This window comes from Campylobacter sp. Cr9 (assembly GCF_020138295.1).
In the GTDB taxonomy this organism is placed as follows: Bacteria; Campylobacterota; Campylobacteria; order Campylobacterales; family Campylobacteraceae; genus Campylobacter_E.
Genome location: NZ_JACGBH010000005.1, coordinates 38,648 through 63,465 on the forward strand (window position 1 = coordinate 38,648; position 24,818 = coordinate 63,465).

General features: G+C 27.9%; 27 protein-coding genes. 6 read left to right on the top strand and 21 right to left on the bottom strand.

The features are described 5' to 3' along the window. Positions 1 to 6: 6 nt before the first annotated feature. The 18 genes from tolB to rplU are packed head-to-tail and all read right to left on the bottom strand — an operon-like array spanning position 7 to position 13,445. A complete protein-coding gene (tolB, locus tag AVANS14531_RS03440) occupies positions 7 to 1,176 on the bottom strand; it encodes a Tol-Pal system protein TolB (RefSeq protein ID WP_336611337.1) in 1,170 nt (389 codons plus the stop codon). After that, a complete protein-coding gene (locus tag AVANS14531_RS03445) occupies positions 1,173 to 1,961 on the bottom strand; it encodes a hypothetical protein (protein ID WP_336611338.1) in 789 nt (262 codons plus the stop codon). Before AVANS14531_RS03445 ends, tolB begins: the two co-directional genes overlap by 4 nt. Then, entirely contained in the window at positions 1,958 to 2,350 is a 393-nt protein-coding gene (locus AVANS14531_RS03450; RefSeq protein ID WP_336611339.1) for an ExbD/TolR family protein, read from the bottom strand. The genes AVANS14531_RS03445 and AVANS14531_RS03450 overlap by 4 nt, the downstream gene beginning before the upstream one ends. Next, positions 2,340 to 2,867 (bottom strand): MotA/TolQ/ExbB proton channel family protein, encoded by a 528-nt coding sequence (locus tag AVANS14531_RS03455; protein WP_239817991.1) that lies wholly within the window; start codon positions 2,865 to 2,867, stop codon positions 2,340 to 2,342. The genes AVANS14531_RS03450 and AVANS14531_RS03455 overlap by 11 nt, the downstream gene beginning before the upstream one ends. Continuing rightward, complete coding sequence (atpC, locus tag AVANS14531_RS03460; protein WP_239817990.1) at positions 2,864 to 3,241, bottom strand: ATP synthase F1 subunit epsilon; 378 nt, start codon at positions 3,239 to 3,241, stop codon at positions 2,864 to 2,866. Before atpC ends, AVANS14531_RS03455 begins: the two co-directional genes overlap by 4 nt. Position 3,242: 1 nt before the next feature. Then, positions 3,243 to 4,640 carry a F0F1 ATP synthase subunit beta gene (gene atpD, locus AVANS14531_RS03465; RefSeq protein ID WP_336611340.1) on the bottom strand — a complete coding sequence of 466 codons (1,398 nt, stop codon included), beginning with the start codon at positions 4,638 to 4,640 and terminating at the stop codon, positions 3,243 to 3,245. A gap of 8 nt (positions 4,641 to 4,648) precedes the next feature. Next, positions 4,649 to 5,527 carry an ATP synthase F1 subunit gamma gene (gene atpG / locus AVANS14531_RS03470; RefSeq protein ID WP_239817988.1) on the bottom strand — a complete coding sequence of 293 codons (879 nt, stop codon included), beginning with the start codon at positions 5,525 to 5,527 and terminating at the stop codon, positions 4,649 to 4,651. A gap of 9 nt (positions 5,528 to 5,536) precedes the next feature. Beyond that, entirely contained in the window at positions 5,537 to 7,042 is a 1,506-nt protein-coding gene (atpA, locus tag AVANS14531_RS03475; protein ID WP_239817987.1) for a F0F1 ATP synthase subunit alpha, read from the bottom strand. A gap of 11 nt (positions 7,043 to 7,053) precedes the next feature. After that, positions 7,054 to 7,560, bottom strand: a complete 507-nt coding sequence (locus tag AVANS14531_RS03480) for a F0F1 ATP synthase subunit delta (protein WP_239817986.1) — start codon at positions 7,558 to 7,560, stop codon at positions 7,054 to 7,056. Beyond that, a complete protein-coding gene (locus tag AVANS14531_RS03485) occupies positions 7,560 to 8,048 on the bottom strand; it encodes a F0F1 ATP synthase subunit B family protein (protein ID WP_239817985.1) in 489 nt (162 codons plus the stop codon). Before AVANS14531_RS03485 ends, AVANS14531_RS03480 begins: the two co-directional genes overlap by 1 nt. A gap of 9 nt (positions 8,049 to 8,057) precedes the next feature. Then, positions 8,058 to 8,483, bottom strand: coding sequence for a F0F1 ATP synthase subunit B' (locus AVANS14531_RS03490; RefSeq protein WP_239817984.1), 426 nt, complete (start codon positions 8,481 to 8,483; stop codon positions 8,058 to 8,060). 60 nt (positions 8,484 to 8,543) lie between these two features. Further along, positions 8,544 to 9,425, bottom strand: a complete 882-nt coding sequence (locus tag AVANS14531_RS03495; RefSeq protein WP_336611341.1) for a ParB/RepB/Spo0J family partition protein — start codon at positions 9,423 to 9,425, stop codon at positions 8,544 to 8,546. A 4-nt stretch (positions 9,426 to 9,429) separates the two neighbouring features. Continuing rightward, complete coding sequence (locus tag AVANS14531_RS03500; RefSeq protein ID WP_336611342.1) at positions 9,430 to 10,191, bottom strand: ParA family protein; 762 nt, start codon at positions 10,189 to 10,191, stop codon at positions 9,430 to 9,432. Beyond that, positions 10,188 to 10,925, bottom strand: a complete 738-nt coding sequence (locus AVANS14531_RS03505; RefSeq protein ID WP_336611343.1) for a biotin--[acetyl-CoA-carboxylase] ligase — start codon at positions 10,923 to 10,925, stop codon at positions 10,188 to 10,190. Before AVANS14531_RS03505 ends, AVANS14531_RS03500 begins: the two co-directional genes overlap by 4 nt. Next, a complete protein-coding gene (gene fmt / locus AVANS14531_RS03510) occupies positions 10,918 to 11,826 on the bottom strand; it encodes a methionyl-tRNA formyltransferase (RefSeq protein ID WP_336611344.1) in 909 nt (302 codons plus the stop codon). The genes AVANS14531_RS03505 and fmt overlap by 8 nt, the downstream gene beginning before the upstream one ends. 24 nt (positions 11,827 to 11,850) lie before the next feature. Next, positions 11,851 to 12,843 (bottom strand): GTPase ObgE, encoded by a 993-nt coding sequence (gene obgE / locus AVANS14531_RS03515; RefSeq protein WP_336611345.1) that lies wholly within the window; start codon positions 12,841 to 12,843, stop codon positions 11,851 to 11,853. 24 nt (positions 12,844 to 12,867) lie between these two features. Next, positions 12,868 to 13,125 carry a 50S ribosomal protein L27 gene (gene rpmA / locus AVANS14531_RS03520; RefSeq protein ID WP_214117382.1) on the bottom strand — a complete coding sequence of 86 codons (258 nt, stop codon included), beginning with the start codon at positions 13,123 to 13,125 and terminating at the stop codon, positions 12,868 to 12,870. An 11-nt stretch (positions 13,126 to 13,136) separates the two neighbouring features. Continuing rightward, positions 13,137 to 13,445: a 50S ribosomal protein L21 gene (gene rplU / locus AVANS14531_RS03525; RefSeq protein WP_239817978.1), complete on the bottom strand. Its 309-nt coding sequence runs from the start codon at positions 13,443 to 13,445 to the stop codon at positions 13,137 to 13,139. 173 nt (positions 13,446 to 13,618) lie between these two features. On the opposite strand from rplU, the gene AVANS14531_RS03530 reads away from it, so the two are divergent. The 6 genes from AVANS14531_RS03530 to AVANS14531_RS03555 all read left to right on the top strand — a co-directional run bounded on the left by AVANS14531_RS03530 (position 13,619) and on the right by AVANS14531_RS03555 (position 19,131). Beyond that, positions 13,619 to 14,737, top strand: a complete 1,119-nt coding sequence (locus tag AVANS14531_RS03530) for a PilZ domain-containing protein (RefSeq protein WP_336611346.1) — start codon at positions 13,619 to 13,621, stop codon at positions 14,735 to 14,737. Between the two features lie 2 nt (positions 14,738 to 14,739). Next, on the top strand, positions 14,740 to 15,384 hold the full coding sequence (plsY, locus tag AVANS14531_RS03535; RefSeq protein ID WP_442862393.1) for a glycerol-3-phosphate 1-O-acyltransferase PlsY: 645 nt from the start codon (positions 14,740 to 14,742) through the stop codon (positions 15,382 to 15,384). Beyond that, the gene (locus tag AVANS14531_RS03540) at positions 15,369 to 15,686 is read left to right on the top strand and encodes a dihydroneopterin aldolase (protein WP_336611347.1); all 318 of its coding nucleotides are present in this window, start codon (positions 15,369 to 15,371) and stop codon (positions 15,684 to 15,686) included. The genes plsY and AVANS14531_RS03540 overlap by 16 nt, the downstream gene beginning before the upstream one ends. A gap of 74 nt (positions 15,687 to 15,760) precedes the next feature. After that, positions 15,761 to 16,432 (top strand): homeostatic response regulator transcription factor HsrA, encoded by a 672-nt coding sequence (gene hsrA, locus AVANS14531_RS03545; RefSeq protein ID WP_239817975.1) that lies wholly within the window; start codon positions 15,761 to 15,763, stop codon positions 16,430 to 16,432. 92 nt (positions 16,433 to 16,524) lie between these two features. Continuing rightward, on the top strand, positions 16,525 to 17,664 hold the full coding sequence (locus AVANS14531_RS03550) for a sensor histidine kinase (protein ID WP_336611348.1): 1,140 nt from the start codon (positions 16,525 to 16,527) through the stop codon (positions 17,662 to 17,664). Positions 17,665 to 17,673: 9 nt separating this feature from the next. Then, entirely contained in the window at positions 17,674 to 19,131 is a 1,458-nt protein-coding gene (locus AVANS14531_RS03555) for a Ppx/GppA phosphatase family protein (protein WP_336611349.1), read from the top strand. A gap of 123 nt (positions 19,132 to 19,254) precedes the next feature. Here the strand turns inward: AVANS14531_RS03555 and AVANS14531_RS03560 are convergent, their stop codons facing one another. Genes AVANS14531_RS03560 through AVANS14531_RS03570 form a run of 3 tightly spaced genes read right to left on the bottom strand, consistent with a single transcriptional unit; the run spans position 19,255 to position 24,764 of the window. Further along, entirely contained in the window at positions 19,255 to 22,119 is a 2,865-nt protein-coding gene (locus tag AVANS14531_RS03560) for a DEAD/DEAH box helicase (RefSeq protein ID WP_336611350.1), read from the bottom strand. Further along, positions 22,100 to 23,233: a Mur ligase family protein gene (locus tag AVANS14531_RS03565; protein ID WP_336611351.1), complete on the bottom strand. Its 1,134-nt coding sequence runs from the start codon at positions 23,231 to 23,233 to the stop codon at positions 22,100 to 22,102. Before AVANS14531_RS03565 ends, AVANS14531_RS03560 begins: the two co-directional genes overlap by 20 nt. Further along, positions 23,217 to 24,764, bottom strand: a complete 1,548-nt coding sequence (locus tag AVANS14531_RS03570) for a GGDEF domain-containing protein (protein WP_239817970.1) — start codon at positions 24,762 to 24,764, stop codon at positions 23,217 to 23,219. Before AVANS14531_RS03570 ends, AVANS14531_RS03565 begins: the two co-directional genes overlap by 17 nt. Between the last annotated feature and the right edge of the window lie 54 nt (positions 24,765 to 24,818).

The window sequence follows — 24,818 nt, forward strand, 5'->3', positions numbered from 1 at the left end:
ATTTAATTACCAGTCTAAAGTTGAAATTTTGCCAACTTTTAAAGGGAAATGATACACTTTATTCTCATCAAGTCTTAATATCCCTAAAGAACTTTGCATTCCTAGTAATTTTATAAACATAATTGTCTTTCCATCATTGCTAAAATTGGGGAATATATTTCTTCCATTTAATGTAAGTTGTCTTACGTATTGAGAATCAGTTGCCATTACATATAGATTAAAATCCCCTGATTTTTCACGACTTGAATAAACTATATAATTATTAAATACACTAAATGCTGAATTGTTTTTACCATGATAAACTAATTGAGTAGCATTATTTTTATCAAGTCCTTGCATATATAAATTAGGATATGAACTTCTATCACTAACAAAAGCAAATGAATTATCTCCTAAAAACTTAGCACTAACATCAATTCCTTTATAGCTTGTTAGTCTTTTACTAGCTTTTGTATTTAAATCAAATAAAAATACTTCTGGCTGATCTTCTATGGTTTTAGTAATTAATGCCTTACTTCCATCTTTACTAATATCACTTAAAGCAAGCATTCCAACGCCTTGAGTAATCAATGTTTTTTGATTGTTTAATAAGTTATATTTATAAATACTTAAAGTATCTTTATTATAGTCTGTGTAATAAAAAGCATTTTGCTCTTCATTAGCCCATTTTGCAAATAAATTAAGTCCGCCTTGCATAATTATCTTTTGATAATTAAGAGTATAATCAGCGATTAAAATTTGGCTTTGCTTTGCAGCTATTTTTCTTGTTATTAAAATCTTTCTATTCATCCAATCAATATCTGCTATCTTTAAATCTTTTAGCATAGTTGATATTGCTTTATGAGATAAAAACACATAAGCATTTTTTGGATAAGAAAATTTATTTTCATATTTGCTTATATTATTTTCACCTTTTAAGACAATAGTTAAATCATAATTATTTCCACTAGGAACTAAAGTATAATTTAACTCATAATTAGCATCTGTGCTATCTGTAACTTCAAATTTAGAACTTACTAAAACATCATTTTTAATCACCTTATCAAAATCAAAATTAACTAAACTACTAGTTGTAATTCTAATCTTAGGTAAAACCTGTTGTTCGCTTACTACATCCATAATAATATCGGCGCTTAAGCAAACTAAACTAAAAAATAATAAAACTATCTTTTTCATTTTATCTCCTTGATACTTAATACGACTGAAAGTCTTAAATTGCCACTATAATCTTGCTGATTTGGTGGGATACCTAAATTTTTATTTTGTTGATTAATTGTTTTTATAAAAACTCTTGCGTATTGTCTTAATACCGAACTTTCATTAAAACCATTATCATGAAGTTTGATTATACCATTTTTTGATATTGTAAATGCTACTTCAAAAAATTCTTTATCATTTATACCACTACTATTTGCAGTAACTAAACTCCACACATTTTTTAAATAAGCATTCACTTTGCCAAAATATTCATCATAAATCCCTGAAACTTTTGCTGAAGTTGTTGTATTTTTTGAATTATTATTTGATTTAATTGTTGTGTTTGATAATTGATTTTGTAATTTTTTTAAGGCTGCTAATTGTTCATCGTTAAAAGTATTTTCTTGTTTTTTTACTTCTTTTTTAGTTTCTGTTTTAGCTACATTTAAATCACTAAACAAATCGCTAAAATCCGAATTCAAATTCTCTTTTTTTTCTTCTTCTTTTTGTGTTTCTTTTGCCGAATTTTCATTGCTATTATTTGCAATATTTTCATTTATTTTGTTTGAAACTTCTTTTGTGTAATCTTGTTTTATTTCTTCGTTTATATTAGTATCTTCTTGAACGAATAAAATATTTATATCGCTATTTCCATATTTTACAATTTCATCATTTGAAGCAAATAATTTAAGTAATAAAATTACAATCAATATGCTTAATATATAAATCAAACAAGATAATAAAAATGCTTTTGTTTTACTCATTTTGTTTGTAGAGAAATTTTTACAAAACCTGCTTTGCTAAAAGTAGTTAAAACTTGCATTAGCTTATCATAACTAATGTCTTTATCGCCTGCTATATAAATTATTTTTTCTTTATCTAATTGATTTTTAATTAAAGCAAAATTATCAAAAAAGCTAGTATATGAATATTTCTTTTTATTTAATACAATTTCATTATTTGTGATACTTACAAATATATCTTCTTTTTTTGCTTTGCTTACATTTGTTTTAGAGCCATTTGGAAGATTTATGCTTTCATCATATTTTAAATTAGGTATTACTAACATTAAAATTACAATCAAAACAAGCATAACATCAACTAAAGGTGTTATGTTTAATTCTGGCTCTTCGTTTAAAAAATTATTTTTCATTGTTTAAAATCTTTATTTCACTCTCTAAAATATTTAAACATTCAAATACTTTTCTTTTAACAATTAAGTGAAAAGTATAAGCTAAAATCGCCGATATAATACCGCTTGCAGTTGCTATTAAGGCATGACCTATTGGAGATGCAATTTGATTTATATCTGCATTACCATTTAAAGAAATTAAAGTAAAGTATATTGAAACAACAGTTCCAAATAATCCTATGAAAGGCGAAGTGGTAGCTATAATACTAAGCCAAGTAAGACCTTCGCTAAGGTTTTTACCTGCTTCGTTATAATATATTTCTAGCTTTGTTTTTGAACCTTCACAAGGTTTAAAATAAGATTCAAAAGATAAATCTTGGTTTTTTAATAACCTATCTAATGATTTTAATTCTTCTTGATAAAACTTTGAAATATTGCTTAAGCGATAAATAAAAATCGCTAAAGCAATAATAGAATAAAAAGCTAAAATCCCAACCGCTAATAAAGTAGCTAAGTCAAAATCTAAAATCAAATTCATTTAGAATCCAATCTCCCTAAAGTGGCTGCTAAAGTGGCTGAATTAGCACCAGCTGATTTTAATAATTCTTGTGCTTCTTCTAGTTTTTTCTTACTAATAGAGTTTTCTTTTCCACCTAGATATACAGCACCTTGAGCTAAAATAACAACCCCATTTTCATCAACTTTTACATGGCCTGAATCAATAGCAATTAATTCTTTTGAACCATCGCAATTTTCAACGCTAATTACTCCAGCTTGTAATAAAGAAATAATAGAAGCGTGGTTTGGTAATACACCAAACTCGCCTTCGCTTCCTGGAACTAAAACCGACTTAACTTCTGAATTAAAAATTTCTCCGTGCGGAGTAACTATTTCTAAAGTTAATTTATCCATATTAAGCCTTTAATTTTTCTGCTTTCTGTATAGCCTCTTCAATATTTCCTACCATATAGAACGCATTTTCTGGTAAATCATCGTATTTACCTTCTAATATACCTTTAAATCCTGCTATTGTTTCTTCAAGGCTTATATATTTTCCAGGGCTTCCTGTGAAAACTTCTGCAACAAAGAATGGTTGAGATAGGAATTTTTCAATTTTTCTTGCTCTTTCAACAATTAATTTATCTTCTTCACTAAGCTCATCCATACCTAAAATAGCAATAATATCTTGCAGGTCTTTATACTTTTGTAATACACTTTGAACTCCACGAGCTACTTTATAATGCTCTTCACCGATAATTTGTGGGTCAAGCATTCTAGAAGTTGAATCAAGTGGGTCAACCGCAGGATAAATTCCTTTTTCTGCAATACTTCTATTTAAAACCGTTGTTGCATCTAAGTGAGCAAAAACAGTCGCAGGTGCAGGGTCAGTTAAGTCGTCTGCTGGAACATATACCGCTTGAACTGAAGTAATTGAACCTTTTTTAGTTGATGTAATTCTTTCTTGGAATTTACCCATTTCACTTGCTAAAGTCGGTTGATAACCAACAGCTGATGGAATACGACCTAGTAGAGCTGACATTTCTGAACCTGATTGAGAAAATCTAAAGATATTATCAATAAACATTAAAACATCAAGTCCCATTTCATCTCTAAAGTATTCAGCCATTGTAAGACCGGTTAAAGCAATACGGTTTCTTGCCCCTGGTGGTTCATTCATTTGACCATAGCATAAGGCAACTTTGTCTAAAACATTACTTTCTTTCATTTCATTATAAAGGTCATTACCTTCACGAGTTCTCTCACCAACACCAGCAAATACTGAATAACCACTATGTTTAAATGCAACGTTGTGAATTAATTCCATAATAATAACGGTTTTACCAACACCAGCACCACCGAATAATCCTACTTTACCACCTTTTGCATAAGGAGCAAGTAAATCAACTACTTTAATACCTGTTTCAAAAATTTCACTTTTTGTGCTTTGTTCTTCAAATTTAGGTGGTTCTCTATGGATTGCCCATTTTGTTTCATAATTTTCAGGAGCACCTTCATCAATTAAATCTCCAACAACGTTGAAAATTCTACCTAATACTTTTTCGCCTACAGGAACACTAATAGGAGCACCTAAACTAGTAGCTTTTGTTCCTCTTACTAAACCATCTGTCATATCCATAGCAATAGTTCTTACACGACCATCGCCTAAATGAGCAGCAACTTCTAATATTAAACGAATTTGCTTACCTTCTACCTCATAATTTACTTCAATTGCTTCGTTAATTTGCGGTAAGTAGTCGCTAAATTCAACATCTACAACAGGTCCTAATACCTGAGATATAAATCCTTGCATCTATTCTCCTATTCTTTCATTGATTCAACACCACTAATAATCTCAATTAATTCAGTGGTTATGCTTTCTTGTCTTGCTTTATTGTATGCTAAATTAAGTTCTTTTACTCTTGCTTTAGCATTATTAGTTGCATTATCCATTGCTTGCATTCTAGCACTATGTTCTGCAGCTAGACTATCAATTAATGAATAAAACATACTATACTCAATATAGCGTTTTAGTAGTTCTTCTAAAACTTCTTTTTCTTCCGGCTCAATTTCTAATAAAGAATTTGAATTCGGAATTTCAAAATTGTCTGATTCTACTGGCAATAAATTACATACTGATAATTCTTGAGAAATCATATTTTTATAACCATTATGAACTAAAACTATCTTATCAGTTTCGCAAGCAACAAAATCATTTATTGCTAGGTTTATAATTTCTCTTGCCTTTTCGTAATCAGGTGATGAGCTTACACCTGTGTATTTATCAAGAATTTCAATTTTTTGGAAATTAAAAAATTCAATACCTACTTTTCCTATCGCTCTTAATCTAGTTTTAATACCTTTTTCTTTATTTTCTTTAATAATTTTACTAACTTCTTTTAAAGTTTTTATATTAAAACCACCACATAAACCTTTATCCGAAGTAATAAAAATAACATCCACAACTTTTATTTCATGCTTACCAAAAAATCTGCTGTCTCTTGCCATATCAAACTGATTAAGCTTGTATGAAATCTCATGCATAACTTCTTGTAATTTATTAGCATACACCTTAGACTTTTTTGCTAATTCTTCTGCTTTTTTTAATTTAGCAGTTGAAACAAGCTTCATAGCATTTGTAGTCTTTTGTGTGTTATGAACGCTTTTTATCTTTCTTTTTATCTCTTTTAAATTTGCCATTATTAAAACCTACGCTTGTGCTGCTTTAAACTCATTTAATAAATTTTTAATCTTATCTTCTAAATCACTATCTAAAGCTTTTTTAGTTCTAATTTGTTCAAAAATTTCTGGAGATTTTGTTTCAATATAAGCATATAAATCATTTTCAAATTTATTAATCTTATCTACTGAAACATCATCTAAGAAACCTCTTGTTCCTGCATAAATTAAAACAATTTGTTTTTCAATAGCTAATGGGCTATATGGAGGTTGTTTTAATACTTCAACCATTCTTTGACCACGCTCTAATTGTTTTCTTGAACTCTCATCTAAATCACTTGCAAATTGTGCGAACGCTTGTAATTCACGATATTGTGCAAGGTCTAGTCTTAATGTTCCTGAAACTTGCTTAGTAGCTTTAATTTGAGCTGAACCACCTACCCTTGATACTGATAAACCTACGTTAATAGCTGGACGAATACCTGAGTTAAATAAATCTGTCTCTAAGAAGATTTGTCCATCTGTGATTGAAATAACGTTTGTTGGAATATAAGCTGAAACGTCGCCAGCTTGAGTTTCAATAATAGGTAAAGCTGTTAGAGAACCTGCACCTAAAGCATCACTTAATTTTGAAGCTCTTTCTAATAATCTTGAATGTAGGTAGAATACATCGCCCGGATATGCTTCGCGTCCTGGAGGTCTGCGTAAAATCAAGCTCATTTCACGATAAGCTACTGCGTGCTTACTTAAATCATCATATACAATTAAAGCATGCTTACTATTATCTCTAAAATATTCACCCATAGTAACACCAGTATATGGTGCAAGATATTGAAGTGCAGCCGAATCACTTGCTGTTGCACTTACTACTATGGTATATTCCATTGCTCCATGCTCTTCTAATTTTTTAACAACTTGAGCAACTGTGCTTTGTTTTTGTCCGATTGCAACATAAATACATACAACATTTTGACCTTTTTGATTGATTATTGTATCTACTGCTACCGTTGTTTTTCCTGTTTGTCTATCTCCGATGATTAATTCTCTTTGACCACGACCAATTGGAACAAGAGCATCGATTGCTTTAATACCTGTTTGTAATGGCTCATGAACGCTTTTTCTTGCCATAATACCTTTAGCTTTTTCTTCAACAAAAGCTGATTTAGTAGTATTAATAGGACCTTTTGCATCAATTGGCTCACCTAAAGCATTAACAACACGACCTATTAATTCTTCTCCAACAGGAACTTTTAATAATTGCTTTAATCTCTTAACAGAGCTTCCTTCTTTAATATTTGAAAAACTTCCTAAAACAACGACACCAACACTACTTTCTTCAAGGTTTAATGCCATACCTTTTTCGCCGTTTTCAAATTCTACCATTTCTCCTGCCATAACATTTTTTAATCCAAAAACATTAGCAACACCATCAGCTATTGAAATAACTTTACCAGTTTCTTCAATTTCTAAATTTAAATTAAAATTCTCAATTCTTTCTTTAATAATTGAGCTAATTTCATTTGCGTTAAAACTCACTGTTACTCCTCTTAAATTGCTTTCATTATATGTTGTTTGATTTTTTCTTTTAAAGACAATTCAGAAACTATTATTTCATAACCTAAATCTTCAATATAAATTTTGATTTCATTTTTATCATGAATAATATTTCTTAATTTAATATCTTTTTTGAAATAATTTGATAATTCTTTTTCATGTTTTGAAATATCACTATCACTCATTTTATCTTTAGAATATATATCAGCATAATAAATATTGTTTTCTAAAGCTATTTTTTTAACTAATCTACTATAAAGACTAGGAATTTTATCTAATTTTGAATTGATACCTAATACTTTTAACAAATTAATTATTTCTTTTTTATTAGTATTGCAAATACTAGCTAAAAATTCAACTTTTTTATCCAAGCTAATACCTACTGCATTAATAATTACTAATGTATTTTTGTCTTCAAAAGCTTTAGCTAAAATCTCAAGTGCTTTTACGAAATCTTCTCTATCATTTCTTTGCATTATAATATCTACATACTTTTCCATTAGCTAACTTTCCTTGAAACAATATCTAATAAATCATTTTGTTTTAAATTAATATTAGAGTTTAAAAGCTCATCTAAAAGCTCATTTACAACTTCAGCTTTAGCTTTTTTCTCTTCAAATATTTTTTGCTCTTCATAAGATTTTTTCATATTTTCAATCTCATTTTCTGCATCTTTTAAAATATTTTCACTTAATTTAACAGCTTGCTCTTTAGCTAATACTATTAATTTATCTGCTTCATTATTTGCTATTTCAATTCTTTTAATAGCATCTTCTTTATTTTTCTTAGCTTCATCTAAACTTTTTTCTATACTAACTAGTCTATTTTTAATGTTGTCAATTCTATCGTTATATATTTTTTTTACATGTTTTGCAAGTAAAAAATACATAATTACTACGAATATTATAAAGTTTATTGTTCTAGGAAAAATATCACTCTCACTAGCTAATAAAAAAGTTGGTAATAAAATAAAAATCAATCTATTCATAAAACAACCTTAAATTTTCTCAATGCTAGTTTTTAAAGCATTTTCATATTGAGTTAAATCAGCTCTTAATTCATTTTTAAATTGAGTTTTTTTAACTTCAAGTTCGCTTAAAAATTTTTGATATTCTAAATCAAAACTAACCTTTTTTTCTTCTATAGCTTTAGAAGCTTTTTCTTTAGCTATAGCAACCTGCTCGCTTTTGATGGCTTGAGCTTTAGCTCTTGCATCAGCATAAATCTTAGCAATTAATGTTTCATTATTACTAGCATCTGTGTTATTTTGCTGGATTTTTGCTTCATCTTCTCTTATTCCATCATCTCTATTTTTCATAAAAGTGAGTAATGGTTTATATAAGATTGAATCTAAAATCCAAAACAATATTATAAACAAAGTAGCTGTTAATAACATCATTTTAAGATCTAAGTCATCAAACATACATTCTCCTTATTTTGATAAAAGTTTATATTAACATAAAAAAATCAAACAATATTTAAATTATAAGTTTTTTATAGCTTTTTCAATAAAATTTTTGGTCTTTTCTTGACTTAAATTTAATATAAGCTTACCATTTTGTAGTTTAAAGTCTATTTCAAATTCTTTTAATTTATTTAACAATTGTTCATCTAGTAAATGATTTAAACTTTTGCCTTTTAATTTATTTGCTAATTTTTCACAATCTCTTACATTAAGCTTTTGACCTATTATAGTATTTACTAAAATTTTTTCATCTTCTTTTTGTCCTGCAATAACCTTTGCATGTCCTGCGCTTAATTTACCTTCAATAATTAATTTTTGTGTATCTTCACTAAGAGTTAAAAGTCTTAAAGTATTTGCAATATTTGCTCTACTTTTTTGTATGCTTTGAGCTAGTTCTTCTTGAGTTATATTTCTTACTCTCATTAATTCTTTATAAGCTAAAGCTAATTCAATAGGATTTAAATCTTCTCTTTGTATGTTTTCAAGCAAAGCCAATTCTCTTGTTTTGCCTGAGTCAATATTTGCAATAATAGCTCTTATTTTTGTTTCTTTAAGAGTTTTAAAAGCTCTTAATCTTCTTTCCCCTGCTATTAAAAAATATTTAGTAGTTTTTTCTAAAACTTCTCCATTTTCTTTTGCTTTTTCACACAACTCATCTGCATCAATTACAACAATAGGCTGCAATAAACCATGATTTTTAATAGAAATTGCAAGCTCGTTTATGCTATCTTCATTAAAATTTTTTCTTGGTTGATATGGATTTGGAGTAATTTCATCTATATCAATTTCTTTTATTGTATCCAACTCATTATGAAATACTCCACTCATCTCATCATCATACACAAGTGAAATATCATCTAAAATACTACTAAAATCTGCACCTAAAGATTTTTTTGCCATTTTTTTATCCTATTAAAGAAGTTGCTAAGCTTTGATAAGCCACACAGCCTGGTGATTTTATATCATATAAAATTATAGGCTTTCCAAAACTAGGACTTTCTGCTAATTTTACATTCCTAGGAATAATTACAATTTCACCATCTTTTTTAAATAATTTCTCACTAAAATGCTTTTTTAATTCCGTTACAATTTCTTTAGATAAATTGTTTTGCGGACTATACATAGTAGGTAAAATTCCTCTAATTTTTAGCTTTGAATTGAATGTTTTTTTGATTGTTTGTATAGTTCTTAAAATCAATACCAAACCTTCTAAAGCTAAATATTCACATTGAATAGGAATTATAACATCAGTGCTTGCTACAAGTGCATTAATAGTAATATTTCCCAATGATGGTGGAGAATCAATAATAACATAATCATATTTATCCACAACACTAGATAAAGCTTTTGATAAAATCTGTTTGCTTTGATTAGAGCCAAGTTCTTGTTCAAAACTTGTTAAAACAATATTTGATGGAGCTAAATCAAGTTTTGGCAAACTAGTCTTTAAAATAATTTCATCAAGAGTTTTTTTACCACTTAAAACATGATAAATATTAAAATCGCTCTTTTTACATCCACATCCTGTTGTAGCATTTCCTTGCGGATCCATATCTATAAGTAATACACTTTTTTCCGCAACTGCTAAAGATGCTGCTAGATTTACTGCTGTTGTTGTTTTTCCTACGCCACCCTTTTGGTTAGCAATCGTTATAATCTCACTCATCTTAAACTATATATCCTTTTATTATCTACTAAAATTGAGCCGTCTTCATATAATTTCGCATCTTCTAAAGAATGAACACATTCATCACTTTTAAAATAAAAAGCTCTACTTAACTCAAAATCTCTTTTATAATACTCAAAAATTTCTTTCCAAGAATAACCATAACTAATTTTATCAAAAAAAGCTTTAAGCAAGTTTGAATAACTTATGTTGATATCCAAAACCATCGCTTCATTTGGTGCATTAGTAATGTTTAAACCTAAACCGCATACTAATTTATCTTTTACCTTTGAAGTTATTAAACCACCTATTTTTTTATTAGCTATATAAAAATCATTAGGCCATTTAATAAAAACTTTAGAATTATTTTCTTGTAAAACTAATTTCATAATCATTGAATAATATATGCTAGCAGATTGAATAGGTAAATCGCTAGGAATATTATCAGAATAAAAAGAAATATATAAATTATTTTGAATATCTAAATTAAATTTAGAATAATCATCATAAAAAATAAAATCTACATTAGAAAAATCATCATTTTTTACACTAGAATTTGAATTCGGAATTACAAAACCACCTTCACTATTCCAAACCCTATTACAAGAGCCAATTCCATTTGTTTGCATAAGAGCTGCAATAGCAAAAGAATTTTCATTAAAGCCTTTTTTAATTGCTGCAATAAGCTCAGTTTGAGTTGAGCTTATTGTCTTAGCTAGAGCAAACTTAAACAAGTTTATCCCCTTCTTTTAATCTTTTACCATTTAAATATACATTTGCATCTAGGGATTTTTTGCCAGCTTCTTGAAGCTTTAATATTTTTAATGAACCTTTTTTGCAAGTTAAAATAAAATAATTTTTACCTATTTTTTTAATAATACCTTCATCATTAAAGCTTTCATATTCATTTAAAATCAACTCATTAAATTTTAAACCATTTTCTAAAAACACATTAGGCCAATCATAAAATGCTAAAAATTTTTGATAAATTTCTTTTGCATCCTTTAATTCAATAAGCCCATCTTGTTTTTTGATAATTTTTGTATGAGTTGCTAAGCTATCATCTTGTTTAATAGCTTTAAAATTACTTGGATTTTCAAGTAATTCAAGCAACATTTTTGCTGATAATTTTGACATTTTATCAAATACAACAGGTGAAGTTAAATCTTTGATATTTAATTCTTGCTGATACAAAATATCACCTGTATCAAGCCCTACATCCATATTCATAAGAGTTACTCCGCTTATTTCATCTGCATTTAAAATCGCACTTTGAATTGGAGAAGCTCCTCTATAATAAGGCAATAAACTAGCATGTGTATTAATACAAGGTGCTATATCTAAAATATCTTTAGGTAGTATCTTACCATAAGCTGCAACTATTATAAAATCAGGTTTTTTGCTTTTAATTAGTTCAAAAACTTCTACATTATTTTTTAAAGTCTTAGGTTGAATTAATTCTAAGCCTAGTTTTAAAGCAACTTCTTTTACAGGGCTAGGAGTTAATATTTTTTTTCTTCCAACTTCTTTATCTGTTTGCGTTAAAACTAAACTTATATTATGAATTTTTGCTAATTCTTCTAAAATAAATGCCGAAAATTCGGGCGTTCCCATAAATATAATATTTTTTTTCATGATATACCTAAAAGTTAAGATTTGTTATTCAAATAACATTTTTGATAAAGATAATTTTAATTCTTTTATACCATCATTTGTAACTGAAGATATTTTTGTAACAAAAACTAAATTATCATATCTTTTTAAATATTCATTTAAAAGTTCAATTTCCTGATCTAAATTCTCTTTTGCAACATCACATCTAGTAATTGCAACTGCAAATTTAAAATCATTTAATCCGTAAGTTTCTAATTCTTTATATAAGTTAATAAATTGTTCTTTAACACTCATTTGCTTAAAACTATCTAGCATAAACAACAAGCACTTAGATCTTGAAATATGTTTTAAAAACTCAAAACCAAGCCCTTTACCTTCGCTAGCACCTTCTATTATTCCAGGAATATCAGCCATAACGAACGAGTAGTCGTTAATATCAACAACTCCTAATTTCGGAGTTAAGGTAGTAAATTCATAATCAGCTATCTCAGGCTTTGCATTACTTACAATGCTAATTAAAGTAGATTTACCAACATTTGGATAACCTACCAAGCCAACATCAGCGATTAATTTTAATTCAAGTCTTACTTCTATACTCTCACCTTTTTTACCAGGTTGTGCATAAGTTGGTCTTTGATTTACTGCACTTTTAAAATGTCTATTTCCAAGACCACCAAGACCACCTTTTAGTAAAACAATTTGCTCTCCTAAAGTAGTAAAATCATGCAATATTTCATTATTTTCTAAATTAATAATTTGAGTTCCAATAGGAACCTTAATTTCTAAATTAGCACCTTTTTTACCATTCTTATTTCTTGGCAAACCAACATCACCATTATCAGCTTTTAAGTGAGTTTTACCTTTAAAATGAGCTAAAGTATGAAGATTATTATCACATATTATTACAACATCTCCACCACGGCCACCATCTCCACCATCAGGACCACCTAGCGGAACATGTTTTTCACGGCGAAATGAGCTAGCACCCGCTCCGCCGTTTCCAGAGCTTAGCCTAATTTTTATACTATCAACAAACATTATTCCAAGCTCCTTTTATATTAATTAAACTGCAGGATATACAGATACTTTTTTGCGGTTTTTGTCTTTTCTTTCAAATTTAACAAAACCATCAACTAAAGCAAAAATTGTATGATCTCTTCCCATTCCAACATTTGCTCCTGCGTGTGTTGCAGTTCCTCTTTGGCGAATAATAATATTACCAGCTCTTACGAACTCGCCACCAAATTTCTTAACACCTAGACGTCTACCTATCGAGTCTCTATTATTTTGAGTTGAACCTTGACCTTTCTTGTGTGCCATTGTATTTCTCCTTACGCTTTAATTTCTTTTACTACTACACGAGTAAATTGTCTTCTAAAACCTCTTTTTAGTTTAGAATCTTTTCTTCTTCTTTTCTTAAAAATTACAACTTTTTTATCTTTACCTTCGTTAATAACTTCAAGAACAACTTTAGCTCCACTAACAAAAGGTGTGCCTATTTTTAATTCTTTATCGTTAATAGCTAAAACTTCTGTAACTTCTACGATAGACTTTTTTTCTGCTTCAAAGCGATCTAACTTTAACTCGTCGCCAACACTTACTTTATACTGCTTACCGCTATGTTTAAAAATAGCATACATATTTCATCCTTTTTGATTTAGTAAGTCCCATTAAGCACTTTAAAATTTTAAAGATTTATAAGCTTAAATGAGTTGTAAAAAGCGAATACTATCAAAAAATCATTAATTTTTATTTAAAATTTTATTTTTTTTGCTACACTTATAGGAATTTTTAATTAAAAAGGAAATTAGTTATGGGTTTTGAAGGTAGAAATGAACTAGTTAATTCTAGTATTAGTTATTTTGAAAAATACACACATAAATTTATAAATAATATTCAGACGCATTATAGAAGCGAAGGCAAATTTTTATCAAAAGAATGCGAAGAAGCCTATGAAGAGCTTTTCTCGATGCTTTTAACAAAAGATTTTGATACAGAAAGAGGTAAAGAAATTGCTAAAACTAAAGATTTTAACAAGGCTTGTTTTTTTGAATTCTTACTAAAAACTTATATTGATTACTCAAAACATGTATTAAGCAATAATTTAAATCATAAACTAGTTATAAATTTAGCTTTTGCATTAGAAAGATATGGTTCTATTTTTTGCACAATTTGCCATGATTCATCAACTGCACAAAGCTCTATTAATGTATTTTCAGCTAGTAGCTCAGGTGGATTTTTTATCCATGAAAACTTCATAGATACATTTAAAAAGATGATTTCGGTAGGCGAAAAACTAGAGTTTTTAAATCTTTACAATGGTGTTCCTGTAAGAACTTATGGAGAAATACTACAAGTTGAAGATGCTAGTATAGTAGTAAAAGTTGATTTAATGCAAATACTAGCGATGAAAGAAGAAGATTGTGCTTATATTATTCAAAATCAATATTTACAAAAAAATATCAAAGCAAACATACTATCAGTAAATATAGTAAATTGCACAGTAACTCTAAACAATTTTGAAAGCCAACCATATATGCATGCTTTAAAAAGAGCATATCCTAGGGTTCATCCTAATGAATTTACAAAAATTGCTCTAACTCACGAAGATGGAAGAGTTGCAAATGGAAAACTATTTGATATTTCAGAAGGCGGAATTGGTGTTGTATCTAATGAAGATGTAGGATTTAAGAGTGGAGATATCTTATCATCTTATATACACTTACATATGCCGTATTCAAATGAAGCAGTTGAATTTAATTTAAAATTTAAACTTGTTGTTTTAATCGTATATCAAAATGCTTATAGATATTGTTTAGAAATTCTACCAAATCAAGAAGATGCTAAAAAAATTCAAGAATTTGCAAGTAGAAGAGTAGATGAAACATTAGTGGAACTAAAAAATCAATTAAGCCTTTATAAAAGAGATTAATAATGGGTCTTGATGTATTTATAATAGATTTATTTACTAACCATAACTTAATTTATATGTTAATCGCCTATTTAATAGGCTCTATTCCTTTTGGATTAATATACGCAAAGCAATTTGCAAAAGTAAATATAAAAGAATCAGGCTCAAAAAGTATAGGTGCAACTAATGTATTAAGAGTGGTAAAACAAGTAAATCCTAAACTAGCTAAAAAATTAGCAATAGCAACAATGCTAAGCGATTTTTTAAAAGCAATGTTACCTATTGCTTTTGCACTAATAAATGATGTTAATATTGCTACAATTTGGGCTATGGCAGTTCTTAGTGTTATAGGACATTGTTATAGTATTTATCTAGGTTTTGATGGCGGTAAAGGAGTAGCTAGTGGAGCAGGTGCATTAATATTACTTGTTCCTTATTCTGTAATAATAGGACTAATTTGCTGGCTTATCATAGGTAAAGTATTTAAAATATCAAGTTTAGCTTCATTAATAGGATTTAGCATAGGTGTAATAAGTGCTGAATTTTTATATGCTGACCTTAGTATTAATTCTCATGCACCGCTTTATTTGATATTATTTTTTATTTTTTATAAACACATACCTAATATTAAAAGATTGATTTTAAAAGACGAATGCAAAGTCATATAATAATCAAAATTGATTTTAAATGTATAATAGGCTTATTAGAGTTTGAAAGATTAGAAAAACAAAAAATAAGCCTAGAAATAGATGCTAAGGCTGATAGCTTTTTAGACTATGCAAAAGTAGCAAAATTATCAAAAAAATATCTAAAAGAAAAGAAATTCTACACATTAGAAAAGGCAAATAAAAAACTTGCTAAAAAAATTAAAAATAAATTTCCACAATTAAAAAAGATTAAAATAAAAATTAAAAAACTAGAAATTATGAAAAATGCAACTTTGGGTGCTAAATACAAAAAAAAATATTAAAATAAGTTTAAAAAAACTTGAATGTTTGCTTAAATTGTGTTAGCATTCCCTTAATTTTACTTTAAGGAAAAAAAATGCGTATTTTAGTTGTAGAAGATGAAATATCTTTAAATAAGACTTTAGCCGAAGGCTTAACTGAATACGGCTATCAAATAGATTCTTGTGAGAATTGCAATGATGCTGCTTATTATGTAGGAATTAGAAATTATGATTTGGTTTTAACTGATTGGATGTTGCCTGATGGAGATGGAACTGATTTAATTCATATAGTAAAACAAAAATCTTCAAGAACTTCAGTTATCATTCTATCAGCAAAAGATGATAAAGAAAGTGAAATAACAGCATTAAAAGCAGGTGCTGATGATTATATTAAAAAGCCATTTGATTTTGATGTTTTATTAGCTAGAATTGAAGCTAGACTTAGATTTGGTGGCTCAAATACAATTAAAATTGACAATCTTGAAATTGATCCAGATGAAGAAAAAATCACATACAAAGGTAAAGAAATAGAACTAAAAGGAAAACCTTTTGAAGTATTAACTCACCTTGCAAGACATTCAGATCAAATAGTTTCAAAAGAGCAATTATTAGACGCTATTTGGGAAGAACCTGAATTAGTAACCCCTAATGTAATTGAAGTTGCAATCAATCAAATTAGACAAAAAATGGATAAGCCTTTAGGGATTTCAACTATTGAAACAATTAGAAGAAGAGGCTATAGATTTTGCTTTCCCAAAAAAGCATAAGAAATAAGTTTTTCTTACAACTAGCATCAACTATTACGGTGCTAGTTGTTATTTTTTCAATTTTGTCTTATCAGATTCTAAAGATTAATATTATGCAAAATGAATTTGATAATCTCATAAAAAACGCAATAAGTATAATAGAAGTAAATAATAATTCTGATTTTATAATATTTAAAGATTATAAAATCATTCATTTAGATAAAAAAAACGCAAAGCCTAATTTTAAAATAGTCAATGAAAATGATAAAAAAATCCTAATTCTTACTCATCCATATAATGAATTAGGAGATTATATAATCTTAAAAAAAGATATAACTCAATCAATAAAAATACTTGATACTATATTTATAAGCTTGTTTTTAATAATTATTATTGCTATTAGTTTGATTATTTTTTATTCTTTATTTTTATCAAGAATACTTTCAATGCACTTAAAAGAATTAAGTGTAAAAATAAGTAGATTTGATGATAATTTTACTAATAGACTTGATACTAAAAACTATCCATTAGAATTTAAAGACATAATTAGTAGCATAAATCATCTAATTACTAGAATACAAAATTATAACACTTCACAAAAAGAGCTTTTTATAGGAATTGCACACGAATTAAAAACCCCATTAGCAGTAATAAAAGCAAAAAATGATGTAACTCTAATAAAGCCAAGAGATAGTGAGTATTACATTAATACAATAAAAAATTCAAATGAAAGCATAGATAATATAAACAAAATCATAAATGAAATTCTAAAAATAGGACGATTAGAAGGTGCTCAATTTGAAGAACCTGATGAAATAGACTTAATTGAGTATATAAAAAATGAAAGCAAAAATTTTAGTCTTTTAGGCGCAAAAACAAGCCAACGCATAGAATTAAATCTAAGCCCAAACGAGCTTCGCATTAAAATACAAAAAACACTATTTTCACAAATTTTACAAAATTTTATACAAAATGCTTTTAAATTTTCAAGAGAAGATACAATAATAACAATTACGACTTTTATTAAAGATTCTACATTTTATTTATATGTAGATGATATGGGTTGTGGAATTAGCGAAGATAAAGATTATTTCGCACCTTTTAAACGATTTGGGAATAAAGAAGGTGTAGGATTAGGGCTTTATTTGTCAAAATCAGCAGCAACAGCCCTAAAAGCTGAAATAAAACTTGAAAACAGAAAAGATATGCAAGGAACAAGAGCTATTTTTTCAATGAAAATCAAAAAAAATTAAGAGAGAAATATGGCAAAAAAAACAGCAATTATTGACTTAGGTTCAAATGGCATTAGAATGGCGATTTATGAAAAAACTTCAAGATATGGATTTTATATATTAAACGAGCAAAAAGTAAAATTTCGCCTAGCTCAAGGTGCTTACGAACAAGATAATATACTTTTAGAAAAACAAATCAAAAAAGCTTATGAAATAATAAAATATTTTAAAAACCAAGCCCTTAATTTTAAATGCAATAAAATTTATTGCATAGGCACATCAGCCCTAAGAGATGCAGTAAATAAAGATGAATTAGTAAATCTATTAAAAAAAGATTTAAAGTTAAACATAAAAACAATTAGTGGCGAAGAAGAAGCATATTTAAGTGGTTTTGGTGCAATCAATCTACTTCCAAAACTTGAAGAAAAAGCAATCTGCCTTGATATAGGCGGAGGAAGTGCTGAGCTTTGTCTTTGTGAAAATCAAAAAATAATAAAAACATTCTCGCTTGATTTAGGAACAGTTAGGCTAAAAGATTTGTTTAAAGATAAGTTTAATAAACTAGAAAAACACATAGATGCGTATTTAGATAAAATCCCGCAAGATTTTAAAGCTTCAACCCTAATTACAATAGGCGGCTCTTTAAGAGCAATTAGCAATGCAATTATGGAAAAAAACAACTATCCATTAAATCAAGTTCATGCTTTTTCATATCAAGCTAATGATGAGATTGATTTTATAGACAAAATTATAAATTGTAAAAATCAAGAATTAAGCTCGCTAGGTATTAAAAAAGAACGCCACGATACCATAAAAATGGGGGCGTTAGTCTTTTATAAAATCATTAAAAAACTTCAAATAAAAAACATAATAACAAGTGGTGCAGGAGTAAGAGAAGGTGTATTTTTAAAGGATTTATTCAAGCATCACAAGGGCTTTCCTGTTAATTTTAACCCTAGTTTAAAGAGTTTAGAAGATAGATTAGTTAAGTTTAAATCAAGCTCATTAGTTAGTAATGTAAATAAACTTTTTAATGTTTTAGAAGATATTCATTATGTAGATAAAAAATATCAAAAACACCTAAATTATGCTGCAAGACTCATTGAAAGTGGCTTATTGCTAAGCTTTTATTCAAACCACAAGCATAGTGCCTATTGCATATTGAGTGGATTAAATTTTTGCATAAAGCATGAAGATAAGGCATTAATAGCAACGATTATTGAACAACACGGCAAAAAAATAAATTATGAAAATCTCAAATTAAACAAGCTCTTACCAGACGAAAACACAATAAGCTGGCTTAATTTCATATTAGCATTTTGCAATACTTTAAACAAAGGCAAAGAAAACGAACTTTGCAACTTTACTTACAAAAACAAAACTTTATATATAGAAAAGAAAACAAACAATTTCATCATTCAAGAAGCAATCAAAAAAATAAGCAAACCAAAAAGCTTTAATATTTATATAAATGATGAAGAAATTTAACACTATTTTAGTTGAAAGAATTTGAATTAGGAATTTAGCTTTTAATCTTAAAAACTTACTATGATAAAATCCAAATTCCTATTTCAAATTCCACGAAAATTAACAAGAATTTGAATTAGGAATTTAGCTTAAAGAATTAAGATATTTTAAAATAGTTGCAATTATATCTTCATCGCTTTTACTAGGTGCTTTTAGAATAATTCTTTCATCGTTTTCTTTTAATAATTTTATATTTTGCTCGTAGTTACTAACTTCAATAAAATTATTTTTAATACATAAAATCTTAATCGCCATAAGTGAAAAATAATTCTTAGTATAGCTATCAAACTTACCAAATCTATCATTAAAACTATCTTCTAAAGCACTAAGTTCAGCTAAATTTTCGCACTCATTTACCTTTCTATATAGCGATAATCTTAACTTATCATTTGGCACCAAATAATCACTTATATAAGCATTTACTAATAGTTTTTGCTCGTATTTTATCTCTTTTGTAACATTGCCTTTGCTTAAGCGATTGATTTCAGCTTCAAGCATTTTTATATATAAAGCATAGCCTAGTTGTTCTATATGTCCGCTTTGCTCAGCTCCTAAGAGATTTCCACCGCCTCTTATTTCTAAATCCATTTGCGCTAGTGTGCTACCACTTCCAAGATATGAATTACTTGCTAAACTTAAAAGCCGTTTTTTTGAATCTTCGCTAAGATTTTCTTCATTATCTACTAGAAAATAGCAAAATCCTTGAATCTTACTACGCCCTACTCTGCCACGAAGTTGGTGTAAATCTGCTATTCCAAAATGATTTGATTTTTCTACTATTATGGTATTTGCATTAGCTAAATCAATTCCGCTTTCTACAATGCTCGTGCATAATAATAAATCATATTTTTTATCTTCATAAGCAAAAAGCTTTTCTTCTGCTTCATTTGCAGGAATTTTTGAATGCAATACTAAAATCCTAAGATTAGGATATAAATTCTCTAAATAACGCTTTTTATGCTCAATTGAAGCGATGTGATTGTGAATATAAAAAATCTGCCCTCCTCGCCTTAATTCTCTAGCAATAACCTCTTTAATCAAAGCATCATCATAAGGTTTTACAAAGGTTCTAACATCTAGCCTATCATTTGGCGGAGTTAGGATTTGCGAATATGTTTTAAGCGTGCTTAAAGCTTGATTTAGAGTTCTTGGAATTGGAGTTGCACTCATGCTTAATTGATGAGCTTTTATACTTATATCTTTTAATTTTTCTTTTTGTTTTACGCCAAATTTATGCTCTTCATCAATTACTATTAATCCTACATCATCAATCGCTAAAGATAAAAGCGAGTGAGTGCCTATTATAACCTTAGGCTCTTTTGTATTCATAATGGCTTTTTTAGTATTTGAAAATCTATCAAGCCTAAATACATTTATCCCAAAAGGCTCTAAGCGATTTTTTAAGGTCTTATAATGCTGAGAGCATAAAAGCGTGGTTGGAACGAAAAATAAAGCATTCAAGCCACTTTTAACACAAGCAAATATTGCATGCATAGCAACTTCAGTTTTACCAAAACCAACATCAGCACTAAGTAGCCTATCCATAGGAGTTGTTTTTGCTAATTCAGCAAAAATTTCATCTAACGCTTTTTCTTGATCGCTTGTTAGATTAAACCCTGCACTAGCCTTAAAAAGCTCATATTCTAAAGGCTTTTTAATAGCTTTTGTCACAATTAATTGTCTTTTTGCTGCAAGTTCAGTTATCGCACCTGCTATTGCTAGAAGTTTTGTTTTTAACTTTTCTTTTAATTTTACAAAGGTATTTTTGCCTAACTTATCAAGCTCAGGAATAGAACTTGAAATATATTTATCAAGCAAATAAAGTGAGCTAGTAGGTAGCAATAATTTATTTTCATTTTGATATTCAATCACAATAAATTCTTGCTTTTTACCTTCATTTTCTATTAATTCAAGTCCTAAAAATCTGCCTACTCCATAACGCTCATGAACTACATAATCATTTTTAATTAATTCATCTAAGATTATACTAGATTTATATTTTTTCTCTTTTTTATAGTATTTATTAAGGCTTATTATTAATTCATCATCGCTTTTAATATTTACAATTTCGTTTGAAATAATTTTTTCTACATTAGACCCAAGCTTAAATTCTAAAAATTTATTTTCATTACTTGCTAGAAGTTTTATTTTTTTATTTTCGTTTAATTTAAAAAAATCATTGCTAGGGATAAATACCATATCTTGATATTTTAATGCTTTGCTAATTACATTTCCTATTTCAAATTCTTTAATGCAAACATAAGAAAAATCCAAATAATTATGCAATTTTAAATACCAATAAAATACGCTCTCATAATCTTTAAAACTATCATCAGAGTTTTTTATATCATCGTTAATTTTTTCAAATTCATCTTCGCTAACTCTTGAAATTATCGGTAAAATTAAGCATTTTTCTAATTCTTCTTTAAAGCTAAGTCCTGTGGCTGCATCAAAAAACTTAATGCTCTCAACCTCATCATCAAATAAAACAATCCTAATAGGATTTTCATATTTTAAAGAAAAAATATCTATTTTTTCATGCCCTATACAAAACTCCCCTGGGCTTTGCACCATATCTACTAAAGTATAATTTAATCTTAAAAGCTCTTTTGCTAAATTTTTTAAATTAATTCTACTTGCAAATTCAATTTCTAAACATTTTAAATTTTCTTTTGTAGGTAAAGGCTTTTTAATAGTATTAATAGGAATTATTAAAATCTTTTCATCTTCATAATCATAATAATCACTCAAAACCTTTGAAATATCAAAAAGCTCCATTGTAAATGAGAGTAAATCATCGCCAATATCAGCTCTAAAATCAGGCATAATAAAGCTTTTTTTGTTTAAAAATTCGGCTACACTTGCAAGACTTTTTGCCTCGTTTAAATCTTCACAAACTACTATTTTTGGGCTATTTTTTAATAAATATTCATATAATTTTGCTTGCATAAGCTTTTAAAAACCTTTCTACTAAAACAAAAGAGCCAAATACAGCATAAAATTTATTATCATCTAACTTATAAAAATCATTACATTTTATATCTAGCTCTTTGCAAATGCCTTTTACATCAGCTAATGCTCTATGCGAGCTTTCGTAATTAAAAATTAAAACTTCATCAATGCAAGGCTTTAGAATTTGTAATATATCTTTTACATCTTTATTAGCAAAAAAATTAGCTATTAAACTAACTTTGCCATTAAAATGCTTTTGTAATTCCGATTTCAAATTCTTTGCAGCTGCGCCGTTATGCCCTACATCAATGATTATATTTTTTGCTAGTTTTTCACATCTAGCTCTTAAATCTAATTTAATAGCTTTTCCTATATAAAAATGATTAAGTAGTTCAAAATAAGCAAGTTGAGCTAAGCTAAAATTATGCTTTAAAAACTCGCTTTCATCAAGACATAATTTAGAATAATCGTATTTTAAAAAACTTGCTTTTACGCCTTTTTGAATGACTGCCTTTCTTATCATTTCATTATCATTTGCAAATACATTTACATTTTGCATTGCTTTGATTTTTGTTCTATAAATATCATCTAAATTAGAGCCTAAAATATCAGCGTGGTCAATACTAATAGGAGTAAATACACATAAATCTCTTTTAAAAATACTTGTAGCATCGTATTCACCGCCAAGTCCAGCTTCAAGCACTACGAAATCGCACTCAGCAAAAACAATAGGTGCTAAAAAGCATAAATATTCAAAATAACTAAGGCTTTCTTTAGTATTTAGCTCTTTTAATTTGCTTTGTAATATTTGATGAGCAATATCAAGATTAATTTCTAATGGATTTGAGTTTTCGTATATACTAAAACGCTCTTTATAAGAAAATATATGAGGGCTTATAAAATGCCCTACTTTATAGCCACTATTACTAAGCATTAAAGCAAGGTATCTTCCAGTGCTTCCCTTACCATTAGTACCTAGAATTTGAACTACTTTTTGAGTGTAATCAAATACTAATAAATGTTTAAATCTATGAGCCTTAAAAAGGTCAAATTTTTCGTAAAATTCAGCTAAATTATCTAAATAGCTTGTAAGATTATTTTCTGCTTGCACTTTTTATATTATTTCTACCTGCATCTTTTGCAGCATATAAAAGCTTATCAACAGCTTCAATAAACTGCTCTTGAGTATCATAACTCTTTCTATCACTTACACCGCCACTTACCCTTATGCTAATCGTTTTACCTTTACATAAGAACTTTTGCTCTGATACTAGAACTCTAATTTTTTCTGCAAATTTCACAGCATCATCAATAGAAGCATGAGGTAAAATTACCATAAATTCTTCTCCGCCGTATCTTCCTGCGCAATCTAGTTTTCTTATATTATTTAAAATAATATTTCCCAAATTAGCAAGTATTGTATCGCCTGCTGCGTGTCCATAAGTATCATTAATAACTTTAAAGTGGTCTATATCAAAAAAAGCTATTGAGTAATTAATATTATATCTACCATAAGACTCTTCTGCTAATTTTAATTGCTCTTCTAATTGTCTTTTATTTGCAAGTTGAGTTAAAAAGTCTACTTGGGTTTCTTCTCTTAATTTATTAATTTCTTGCTCTAATCCTTGAACTTTAATTTTTAATTCACCTAAAGTATCTGCATCTTGTTTTGTTTTTTCTTTTAAGTCTATAATTTCTTTTTCAAAAGTAGCAACGATAGCGATTAATTTTTCTTTAATTACTTGCATTGCTCTATCTTCTGCTTTAATGCTTTCTATTTCTTTTTTAATCTCTTGAACTTTTACTTGAGAATTAGTTGCCATATTTAAAATATTAACTATTTTATCGCTGATTTGCTCTAAAACATCATTTAATACTTTATTTGAACTTGAAATCTCTGCTCTATCTATATCAATTCTTTTTTTAATCAAATCTTTAAATTGTTCAGCAATTTGCTTTGCTCCTAAGATTTGTGGCTCTGCACTTATGCTCTCACAAAATTGATTAATTTCTTCATTTACATAATTTGCAATAGATGGAGTAAGCGAATAAGCCACTGATGGAGCTAAATTTTCGCAAATTGAATCAGCATTGCTCTTTTCTAATTTTGATGCTAACTCATCTAAAATCTCTTTAAAATCATCTCTTGCATTTAAGCCTAAATGCTGAATTTTGTTATTTAATTCAAATTGATCATCTTCTACATTGATCCAATCGTTTTTTAAATCTTCTAAAGTTCTTATATTAATACTATTTAATTTATTTAAAGATTCTTCACTTAGATGCTTTGTAGCTTTATTTGGTATTTTTGATAATATTGAAAATAGTTTTCTGCATAAAATACTATAATTTGTGATGATTTTTTTATCTGTATTATCTTCTTTAATACCATTTGCTTTTGATATTAAAAATACCACCAATTCTTCTAAGCTTTTAACATTTCTACCTTTTACATCTTGAGCTAACATAGGGTTTAATTTAGCAATATAGCTTTGGATTTTATCACTATTTTGAGAAGTTCTTCCGTATTTTTTCGCTACTTCATCAAATACTTCTGAATAATTTTCAGGAGTTAATAAAAGATTTCTTTTAGTAAGCTCTACGATAGTTTCTTTAGCAATTACATTAATATTAATAGACATGTTTACTCTTTATAAATTTTTTCTCAATACTAACAAAACAAAATTAATTATTAA

Excerpts from the sequence above, each read along its gene's own strand:
- atpC (WP_239817990.1), bottom strand. The coding sequence starts at position 3,241 with ATGGATAAATTAACTTTAGAAATAGTTACTCCGCACGGAGAAATTTTT.
- rpmA (WP_214117382.1), bottom strand. The coding sequence starts at position 13,125 with ATGGCACACAAGAAAGGTCAAGGTTCAACTCAAAATAATAGAGACTCG.
- atpG (WP_239817988.1), bottom strand. The coding sequence starts at position 5,527 with ATGGCAAATTTAAAAGAGATAAAAAGAAAGATAAAAAGCGTTCATAAC.
- tolB (WP_336611337.1), bottom strand. The coding sequence starts at position 1,176 with ATGAAAAAGATAGTTTTATTATTTTTTAGTTTAGTTTGCTTAAGCGCC.
- AVANS14531_RS03570 (WP_239817970.1), bottom strand. The coding sequence starts at position 24,764 with ATGTCTATTAATATTAATGTAATTGCTAAAGAAACTATCGTAGAGCTT.
- AVANS14531_RS03495 (WP_336611341.1), bottom strand. The coding sequence starts at position 9,425 with ATGGCAAAAAAATCTTTAGGTGCAGATTTTAGTAGTATTTTAGATGAT.
- fmt (WP_336611344.1), bottom strand. The coding sequence starts at position 11,826 with ATGAAAAAAAATATTATATTTATGGGAACGCCCGAATTTTCGGCATTT.
- AVANS14531_RS03455 (WP_239817991.1), bottom strand. The coding sequence starts at position 2,867 with ATGAATTTGATTTTAGATTTTGACTTAGCTACTTTATTAGCGGTTGGG.
- AVANS14531_RS03500 (WP_336611342.1), bottom strand. The coding sequence starts at position 10,191 with ATGAGTGAGATTATAACGATTGCTAACCAAAAGGGTGGCGTAGGAAAA.
- AVANS14531_RS03485 (WP_239817985.1), bottom strand. The coding sequence starts at position 8,048 with ATGAATAGATTGATTTTTATTTTATTACCAACTTTTTTATTAGCTAGT.
- AVANS14531_RS03560 (WP_336611350.1), bottom strand. The coding sequence starts at position 22,119 with ATGCAAGCAAAATTATATGAATATTTATTAAAAAATAGCCCAAAAATA.
- rplU (WP_239817978.1), bottom strand. The coding sequence starts at position 13,445 with ATGTATGCTATTTTTAAACATAGCGGTAAGCAGTATAAAGTAAGTGTT.
- plsY (WP_442862393.1), top strand. The coding sequence starts at position 14,740 with ATGGGTCTTGATGTATTTATAATAGATTTATTTACTAACCATAACTTA.
- AVANS14531_RS03530 (WP_336611346.1), top strand. The coding sequence starts at position 13,619 with ATGGGTTTTGAAGGTAGAAATGAACTAGTTAATTCTAGTATTAGTTAT.
- AVANS14531_RS03490 (WP_239817984.1), bottom strand. The coding sequence starts at position 8,483 with ATGTTTGATGACTTAGATCTTAAAATGATGTTATTAACAGCTACTTTG.
- AVANS14531_RS03555 (WP_336611349.1), top strand. The coding sequence starts at position 17,674 with ATGGCAAAAAAAACAGCAATTATTGACTTAGGTTCAAATGGCATTAGA.
- AVANS14531_RS03540 (WP_336611347.1), top strand. The coding sequence starts at position 15,369 with ATGCAAAGTCATATAATAATCAAAATTGATTTTAAATGTATAATAGGC.
- atpD (WP_336611340.1), bottom strand. The coding sequence starts at position 4,640 with ATGCAAGGATTTATATCTCAGGTATTAGGACCTGTTGTAGATGTTGAA.
- AVANS14531_RS03450 (WP_336611339.1), bottom strand. The coding sequence starts at position 2,350 with ATGAAAAATAATTTTTTAAACGAAGAGCCAGAATTAAACATAACACCT.
- hsrA (WP_239817975.1), top strand. The coding sequence starts at position 15,761 with ATGCGTATTTTAGTTGTAGAAGATGAAATATCTTTAAATAAGACTTTA.
- obgE (WP_336611345.1), bottom strand. The coding sequence starts at position 12,843 with ATGTTTGTTGATAGTATAAAAATTAGGCTAAGCTCTGGAAACGGCGGA.
- AVANS14531_RS03550 (WP_336611348.1), top strand. The coding sequence starts at position 16,525 with ATGCAAAATGAATTTGATAATCTCATAAAAAACGCAATAAGTATAATA.
- AVANS14531_RS03445 (WP_336611338.1), bottom strand. The coding sequence starts at position 1,961 with ATGAGTAAAACAAAAGCATTTTTATTATCTTGTTTGATTTATATATTA.
- AVANS14531_RS03480 (WP_239817986.1), bottom strand. The coding sequence starts at position 7,560 with ATGGAAAAGTATGTAGATATTATAATGCAAAGAAATGATAGAGAAGAT.